The sequence below is a fragment of the Methylophilus glucosoxydans genome, from assembly GCF_042676145.1.
Classification (GTDB): domain Bacteria; phylum Pseudomonadota; class Gammaproteobacteria; order Burkholderiales; family Methylophilaceae; genus Methylophilus; species Methylophilus glucosoxydans.
This window is the reverse complement of sequence record NZ_JBHTJW010000005.1, coordinates 20,532-27,545: the sequence shown is the minus strand read 5'-3', so window position 1 is coordinate 27,545 and position 7,014 is coordinate 20,532. Positions and strand designations below refer to the sequence as shown.

The following is a 7,014-nucleotide window of genomic DNA, read 5'->3' as shown; positions in this document are numbered from 1 at the left end:
ACTTTTATAACCCGGTACGGTTGCATTCGGGTATTGGGTATCAATCACCGATTTCGGTGGAAATGATCGGTTAGATGATGTCCACTTTTTACAGGCAAGATCACACGCTAAAGCGTGCCCCTTAATTCAAACGTTAGGCAAATGGGAGAAAAGATGTTTGAGTTCACAAAACACGATTTAGCAAGCTTTTACCAATATGTTGTGGTTAACGTTGCGCAAAGGCTTGGAATTAAAGAAGCCGAGTGGAAATCAATTGGTGAGTTAGGTATTGAAATATCTAAGTCCAATAGTGATATTTATGAAATATTGGTTCAATTCTTCAAAGACTATCAAGCTTGGTACGACTATTCATACGATGAGAAGGGCGTTGGAAAGTCCTTTGACTTCACAAACGACAGTGGAACGAGATATATTGATTTATCAAACAAAAGAGATGAAACAAGAAGTCTGCTATTGCAAAAGCTTAATGCCTAACCCATCCATCAAGTGGGACGCGCTAAAGCGCGCCCCTTACTCAAACGTTAGGTATCAAAGATTGACGATGATAAAAACTAAAAGACCTTTGTTCTCACTTCATTGTGATGAGTCACTCACTGAGCAGGGGGAATGGGCAGCTGATATTGTTAAAAACTTTAAAAACCAACCACTTTCTCCAGCTCAAGAGTTATTCCACTGGCACTTTCGCCCGAGCCACCACATTTCTCAATACAAAACTCGTATGCACCCCGGTGACGCCTGCAATCTTGGTGATTTTATGCAGTAGCAGGTGTTGGTAGTCGTCCATGTCCTTCACTACCACTTTCAGCAAGTAGTCAGACTGCTGGCCGGTGATTAGAAGGCATTCCAACACTTCGGGGATTTGTGTAATGCTGCTTTCAAAATTGGCGAAGCGTTCTGGTGTGTGTTGATCCATGGAGATACCGATGAGCGCCATCAGGCTTAGGCCTAGCTTTTTCGCGTCTACCAGCGCTTGATAGCCGAGGATTAGCCCGGCGTGTTCGAGCGCTTTGACCCGGCGCAGGCAGGGGGCTGGCGAGAGGCCAATACGGTCGGCGAGGTCCTGGTTGCTGATATGGCCTTCGGTTTGCAGGATGTTTAAAATGGCTTTGTCAAAACGGTCTAATTTCATGGTTATTTCATTTAATATTTTAATGTTGAAATAATATTACAAAATATTTTATTTTATTGAAATATTATTTTTAATTAATGCGTTTTTTGATTGAATTAGCAATTTAATTTTTTGCAAAGTCTTTATCATGTGTCTTGTCAAAAACATCTCTTCTGGAGCACAACATGCAGACACAATCCGCACATAAATATCAGGCTTTTCCTCCCGTTCATCTGCCGGACCGTCAATGGCCGAATGCAGTGATCACGCAACCGCCGATTTGGATGAGTACCGATCTGCGCGATGGTAATCAGTCGCTGTTTGAGCCGATGGATGCGGATAAAAAGCGCCGTATGTTCAAGATGCTGTGCCAGATGGGCTTTAAGGAAATTGAAGTGGCGTTTCCTTCGGCCTCGCAAACCGATTTCAACTTTGTGCGTAGCCTGATTGAAGAAAGGCAGATTCCCGAGGATGTGACCATAGAGGTGCTGACGCAGGCGCGTGAGCATCTGATCCGCCGTACGATGGAGTCCGTCCGTGGCGCGCGTCGGGTGATTGTGCATGTGTATAACGCGATTTCGCCAACGTTTAGGGATGTGGTGTTTAATATGACGAAGGCAGAGGTCAAGGCGATGGCCGTGGACGCGGTGCGTCTGGTAAAAGCACTGGCCGCCGAGATGCCTGAGACCGAAGTCGTGATGCAATATAGCCCGGAGACGTTCACGGCGACCGAGCTTGAATTTTCCAAAGAGGTGTGCGACGCAGTCACTGAGGCCTGGGAGGCAACGCCTGAGCGCAAGATCATTATCAACCTGCCGGCGACGGTGGAAGTGGCCACGCCGAATGTGTATGCCGACCAGATTGAGTGGATGCATAGACATCTGGCGCATCGCGACAGCGTGATTCTGAGCCTGCATCCACACAATGATCGCGGCACGGCAGTGGCGGCGACTGAGCTGGGCATCATGGCCGGGGCGGATCGCGTGGAAGGCTGCCTGTTTGGGCATGGGGAACGCACGGGCAACGTGGATCTGGTGACTGTGGCGCTGAATATGTATTCGCAAGGTGTGCATCCTGGCCTGGATTTTTCCGACATTGATGCGATTGGCCGGACGGTGGAGGAGTGTACGCAGATTGAGATTCACCCGCGCCACCCTTATGCGGGCGATCTGGTGTTTACTGCGTTTTCTGGTTCGCATCAGGATGCGATTAAAAAGGGATTCGCGGCAAGACAGTCGCAGCCTGCCGATGCGCCCTGGAATATGCCTTACCTGCCGATAGACCCCAAGGATGTGGGTCGCAATTATGATTCGATTATCCGGGTGAATAGCCAGTCAGGCAAAGGCGGCGTGGCTTATCTGCTTGAGAGTCATTATGGGGTGGTAATGCCCAGACGCATGCAGGTCGAATTTTCTGCCGTGGTGCAGCAATATACCGACCAACACGGCAGCGAGGTGGGGCCTGAGACTCTGTGGCAGCTGTTTAATGCTCACTATGTGTCTACGGTGATGCCTATGCATATGCAGGACTATCAGCTGGAAAGTCATGCCCAGGGCCAGGCGATCCGCATGCATATGGCAGTCAATGGCGTGCCCGCCATCGCCAGTGGGCAAGGCAACGGGCCGGTTGATGCGGCGATTCATGCCCTGCAACATATGGGCATTGAGGTACAGGTGCGCAGTTTTGAAGAGCGTTCGCTAGGGGCCAGCCCGTCTGCTGGCGAGGCCATGGCCTGCGCGTTTGTCGAGGTCGCGTGTCAGGGCAAGGTGTGTTACGGCGTGGGGATGGATACCAATATCGTCACTGCTTCGATCAAGGCCATCTTTAGTGGTATGAACCGTTGCCATGTGCAGGCGGGCAGCCTGCGTAAAACGGCTTGATCTGGCTGGGCCTTAATCTGGTTGGATTTTGATCTGGTTAGACTGGGGCGCTAGCAGGCGGCTACCAATGACCTGTGGTTAGCAGTTGGTAGATAAAATAAGCGCCTAACAGCATCATGACATAAACAGGAAAGTCACTGGCTGAGCGGCGCTGCTGGTTGCTCAGGTGGCTGATATAGCGGTGAAACACAAACAGGGCCAGCAGGGTGACGACCGCTAGCACCATATTCATCGGACTGGCCATCAGCCATTGCAACCAGTCAGTCGGGCGTGACTCACTGCTGAATAGATGGACAGCGATCCCGACCAGGCCGCAAAGCACCAGGCCTAGCGTCAGCACCGCCTGCAGGATTTTCCATCCGCTGTCTGGCCGGATATCGCGATTTTTGCTATAGCGGTTGGGATCCATACCAGCTCCTTTGCTGAGTGCACCTGCATGGTTTAACCTGCCAGCGGTCGATGCATGTCGACCGTGCTTGGTTTAATGGCTGCTGGCGGTGGCCGGCGTACTCGGTAAATATGTCGCCGGGTCTACCGGTTTGCCTTTTTGCCGGATTTCAAAATGCAGCACAGGCAGTTTGTTATTGGCCGGGGCGGGCAGGGTGGCGAGTTTTTCACCTTGTGTCACAAATACGCCTTCCTTGACCAGCGAGTTGCCCTGATGCGCATAGACAGAGAGCAGGTTGCTGTTGTGTTTGACGATAATCAGCTTGCCATAGCCACGCACATCCATGCCGCTATAAATCACTTTCCCCGCGCCCGCGGCATTGACCGCCTGACCGGCGCTCCCCGTGATATTCAAGCCTTTATTGGTTTGTACGTCAAACCCTGCACTCACTTTGCCTGCCAGCGGCCACTGCCATTGAATGTCGCCGTCGGTGATGGCTTCGAGGTCTAAGGGGGCTGCAGACTTTTCGCCCTCTGTGGTGGCCTGCAGCGCTGGTGCGGCATTGGCCGTGCTTGCAGCCTCTGGGGTCGCATTCATGTCTGGTCTGCTGATCGCCGAGGTGACGACTTCAGCATCATCCGCGCCTGCAGGATCGGTGGCTTTATTGTTTGTTGCGCTGGTGCCGCTTTTTGCGGTCAGGTTGAGGACTTGGCCGACATGAATCTCATACGGCGCTTGCAGCTGGTTGAACTCGGCCAGCTTTATGAACGGGATGCCAAATTTGCGGCCGATACTGTAGAGCGTATCGCCTTTTTGTACCAGGTACTGATTTGCCCCCACGCTGACCGGCGCAGCCGGTTTGCTCTCTGGCGCAGGTGACACGCTGGTGACCACCGGTGCGCGCGGCATGGGAGAGTTGAGGGCACAGGCAGCAAGTGTACAGGCGGTTCCGCACGCGGTCAGCAAGGTGCGTAGATTCATGATAAAGCAGTGCCTCCTAGCAATGGGACAAACTTCACGGATTCCAGCGCGGTTTGCTGAATTCCCTGGGCGGTGCGTTCAATTAAATGCAGTACCTGGTCGGTAGTGCCGACCGGGATCACCATGCGGCCACCGACGGCTAATTGTTCGACCAGCTCAGGCGGCACATGGCTGGCCGCCGCGGTGACCATAATGGCATCAAACGGGCCATAATCCTTGAGGCCCAGGCTGCCATCGGCGTGGTCCAGTTTGACATTGGTACATTTCAAGGTGCGAAGATGGTTTCTGGCTTTCATCACCAGCGGCCGGATGCGTTCCAGTGAGTAGACGTCGGTGCTCACGCGCGACAATACTGCGGTCTGGTAGCCGCAGCCCGTGCCAATCTCAAGCACTTTGTTCAATGGTTTGCCATTGCGCAGAATTTGCGTCATTTTGGCCACGATATATGGCTGCGAAATAGTCTGACCGTAACCAATCGGCAATGAAACGTCCTCATAGGCGCGGATAGACAGTGCTTCATCGACGAAGATATGGCGAGGAATCTCTGCCATGGCCGCTATGACCACTTCATCCTGAATACCTTGCTCACGCAGGCGCGTCAACATGCGCTCGCGTGTCCGCGAAGAGGTCATTCCGATACCGGTTTTGTGTGATGTTCTTGGAATCGCCATGTCACTGAATTCTTGATGACTTATTGCTTGCTTTGCAGCCATTGCTGCAGGGTGGCAATTTGAGAGTGTTTGGTTAAATCTACCTGTATGGGTGAAATGGAGACATAGCCTTCGGCCACGGCGTGAAAGTCAGTCCCTTCACCGCCGTCATTCGGCTGGCCCGCGGCACCTACCCAGTAAACGGTTTCGCCTCTGGGGGTTTGCAGTTGAATGACGGGTTCGGCCTTGTGACGTTTGCCCAGTCGCGTGATTTTTTTACCTTTGATTGCTTCAAATGGTACATCTGGCACATTGATGTTTAACAAGGTTGGCTCGGTAAACTCGCTGTGGTTGTATTGCTGGACCAGGTCCACCACGATCTTGGCCGCCGTTTCAAAGTGCAGTGCCTGATGTTGCGACATCGAAATGGCAAAAGAAGGAATGCCCAGTAAATACCCCTCAGTCGCTGCAGCTACGGTGCCAGAGTAAATGGTATCGTCGCCCATATTGGCACCGTCATTGATACCGCTGATCACCATGTCCGGCATTTCCTGCATGAGGCCGGTCAGGGCAATGTGTACGCAGTCGGTGGGGGTGCCATTGACATAAAAAAAGCCATTGGCGGCTTGTTTGACACTTAAAGGTCTGTCCAGGGTGAGTGAGTTGCTGGCACCACTGCGGTTACGCTCGGGCGCGACCACGGTGATCTCGGCTATTTTGCTTAAATGCGCGGCCAGGACATTGAGGCCGGGCGCAAGATAGCCATCGTCATTAGATAACAGGATTTTCATGCCCGATATTATATAAGGTTTAGCGGGCTTGTCAGCGTGGATTCAACAAAGAATTTACAGCAAAAATGGCCAACCCGCGCGGTAGGACAATGTTAGTCAGGCGGCCTGATAGCGGCTACCGCTAAATTTGGCATAGGTGACCACGCTGGCAAAAAACAATGCGCTGAAGATGACCTCTGCCAGCGCCAGCCACTGGCTGAGCCCTGTCTCTGACCATGTCCGTACCACGCCCTCGGTAAAGTAAAACAGAATCAGCATGCCTGACCATTGGTAGGTATAGCGCTTGCCACGCAAAATGCCGAATAACGGGCCCAACAGCGGCAAGACTTTTAAAAACAGCAAGCTGCCACCAGCCCGCAAGGGCGCCCATAAAATCTCCCACCCCAGACACAATACAATCAGCACAATCAAGCTGACGCTGGCGACCCAGCGACTGATCATCAACCAGCGCGCGATCATGCTTTGCACGCTTGAGACAAGGCTACCAAGGCTTTGCGCGCATCCATGGCGTTCAGTACCGGCTGCTCAAAGGCAAACCGCAACAGCCCTTGTGTTTCTTCACCCTGATGATATTGCACATCAAACCCTTCAGCATCCAGGCCTATCATTTCTGCATGGTCGGCGGTGATGTCATGAACATGCTTGCAATACTGCAGCAGGCTATCCTTGTGGTCCTCGTTCATATGGGCGACGATGCCCGCTTCTTGCGCGGCGAGCATGCTCTCGCCCAGCCCTTCGTTGAGCGCCGAGCCTTCAAACCAGCCCATGCGGCCAAAGCCGGCAATGTAGCGCACATGCTCCACCTGAATGCGGTAAAAATGGAAGTCATGCATATCAAAGTAGCTGGCTGCCTGTGGCAAATAGCGCAGGTAGCGGGCGCGCAAATCGGCATCCTGCTTGTCGCAAGGCATGGCTTCACCCATCAATGTCAGGCGCGCGTTGGCTTGCAAGTCTTCAGCCCCGGAAAACACCAGTAAAGAGACTTTGGCGTTTTCGAGAATATTTTTTGTATGTTCGGCAATCGTGCTGATCAGAACCACGGGCTCTGCCTGCTGGTTGCAGACAAACGGTGCCACCGAGCCAAACGGAAAGCCGGGATACTTCATCGAATGCGTCGACAAAATGGCATGACGGGTTGAGAACAAGAATTGACGGGCTTCACGAGCCAATGATTTCGGGATGGGTGCATCAGACATACTTAAAATTCCCTAAAAAA

9 protein-coding genes are annotated in these 7,014 nt (G+C 52.5%); 2 read left to right on the top strand and 7 right to left on the bottom strand.

The features are described from left to right. The first annotated feature begins 153 nt into the window (after positions 1 to 153). The gene (locus tag ACFQ1T_RS14070; protein WP_275356820.1) at positions 154 to 474 is read left to right on the top strand and encodes a hypothetical protein; all 321 of its coding nucleotides are present in this window, start codon (positions 154 to 156) and stop codon (positions 472 to 474) included. Between the two features lie 190 nt (positions 475 to 664). On the opposite strand, the gene ACFQ1T_RS14065 is transcribed toward ACFQ1T_RS14070, so the two are convergent. Beyond that, complete coding sequence (locus ACFQ1T_RS14065; protein ID WP_275356819.1) at positions 665 to 1,129, bottom strand: Lrp/AsnC family transcriptional regulator; 465 nt, start codon at positions 1,127 to 1,129, stop codon at positions 665 to 667. Positions 1,130 to 1,293: 164 nt separating this feature from the next. On the opposite strand from ACFQ1T_RS14065, the gene leuA reads away from it, so the two are divergent. Continuing rightward, on the top strand, positions 1,294 to 2,988 hold the full coding sequence (gene leuA, locus ACFQ1T_RS14060; protein ID WP_379077912.1) for a 2-isopropylmalate synthase: 1,695 nt from the start codon (positions 1,294 to 1,296) through the stop codon (positions 2,986 to 2,988). Between the two features lie 61 nt (positions 2,989 to 3,049). Here leuA and ACFQ1T_RS14055 read toward each other — a convergent pair whose 3' ends face one another. The 6 genes from ACFQ1T_RS14055 to ACFQ1T_RS14030 form a co-directional block, all read right to left on the bottom strand. Next, positions 3,050 to 3,397, bottom strand: coding sequence for a hypothetical protein (locus tag ACFQ1T_RS14055; protein ID WP_379077909.1), 348 nt, complete (start codon positions 3,395 to 3,397; stop codon positions 3,050 to 3,052). A 72-nt stretch (positions 3,398 to 3,469) separates the two neighbouring features. Next, the gene (locus ACFQ1T_RS14050) at positions 3,470 to 4,357 is read right to left on the bottom strand and encodes a peptidoglycan DD-metalloendopeptidase family protein (RefSeq protein WP_379077906.1); all 888 of its coding nucleotides are present in this window, start codon (positions 4,355 to 4,357) and stop codon (positions 3,470 to 3,472) included. After that, positions 4,354 to 5,028 (bottom strand): protein-L-isoaspartate(D-aspartate) O-methyltransferase, encoded by a 675-nt coding sequence (locus ACFQ1T_RS14045; RefSeq protein WP_194746997.1) that lies wholly within the window; start codon positions 5,026 to 5,028, stop codon positions 4,354 to 4,356. The genes ACFQ1T_RS14050 and ACFQ1T_RS14045 overlap by 4 nt, the downstream gene beginning before the upstream one ends. A gap of 20 nt (positions 5,029 to 5,048) precedes the next feature. Next, complete coding sequence (gene surE, locus ACFQ1T_RS14040; RefSeq protein WP_275356815.1) at positions 5,049 to 5,798, bottom strand: 5'/3'-nucleotidase SurE; 750 nt, start codon at positions 5,796 to 5,798, stop codon at positions 5,049 to 5,051. Between the two features lie 96 nt (positions 5,799 to 5,894). Continuing rightward, a complete protein-coding gene (locus ACFQ1T_RS14035) occupies positions 5,895 to 6,257 on the bottom strand; it encodes a DUF2069 domain-containing protein (RefSeq protein WP_379077901.1) in 363 nt (120 codons plus the stop codon). Then, positions 6,254 to 6,994 carry a HugZ family pyridoxamine 5'-phosphate oxidase gene (locus ACFQ1T_RS14030; RefSeq protein ID WP_228518645.1) on the bottom strand — a complete coding sequence of 247 codons (741 nt, stop codon included), beginning with the start codon at positions 6,992 to 6,994 and terminating at the stop codon, positions 6,254 to 6,256. The genes ACFQ1T_RS14035 and ACFQ1T_RS14030 overlap by 4 nt, the downstream gene beginning before the upstream one ends. Positions 6,995 to 7,014 lie beyond the last annotated feature (20 nt).

What these genes read in the sequence shown, in the direction of transcription:
- ACFQ1T_RS14070 (WP_275356820.1), top strand. Translation starts at nt 154, where the DNA reads ATGTTTGAGTTCACAAAACACGATTTAGCAAGCTTTTACCAATATGTT.
- ACFQ1T_RS14065 (WP_275356819.1), bottom strand. Translation starts at nt 1,129, where the DNA reads ATGAAATTAGACCGTTTTGACAAAGCCATTTTAAACATCCTGCAAACC.
- leuA (WP_379077912.1), top strand. Translation starts at nt 1,294, where the DNA reads ATGCAGACACAATCCGCACATAAATATCAGGCTTTTCCTCCCGTTCAT.
- ACFQ1T_RS14055 (WP_379077909.1), bottom strand. Translation starts at nt 3,397, where the DNA reads ATGGATCCCAACCGCTATAGCAAAAATCGCGATATCCGGCCAGACAGC.
- ACFQ1T_RS14050 (WP_379077906.1), bottom strand. Translation starts at nt 4,357, where the DNA reads ATGAATCTACGCACCTTGCTGACCGCGTGCGGAACCGCCTGTACACTT.
- ACFQ1T_RS14045 (WP_194746997.1), bottom strand. Translation starts at nt 5,028, where the DNA reads ATGGCGATTCCAAGAACATCACACAAAACCGGTATCGGAATGACCTCT.
- surE (WP_275356815.1), bottom strand. Translation starts at nt 5,798, where the DNA reads ATGAAAATCCTGTTATCTAATGACGATGGCTATCTTGCGCCCGGCCTC.
- ACFQ1T_RS14035 (WP_379077901.1), bottom strand. Translation starts at nt 6,257, where the DNA reads ATGATCGCGCGCTGGTTGATGATCAGTCGCTGGGTCGCCAGCGTCAGC.
- ACFQ1T_RS14030 (WP_228518645.1), bottom strand. Translation starts at nt 6,994, where the DNA reads ATGTCTGATGCACCCATCCCGAAATCATTGGCTCGTGAAGCCCGTCAA.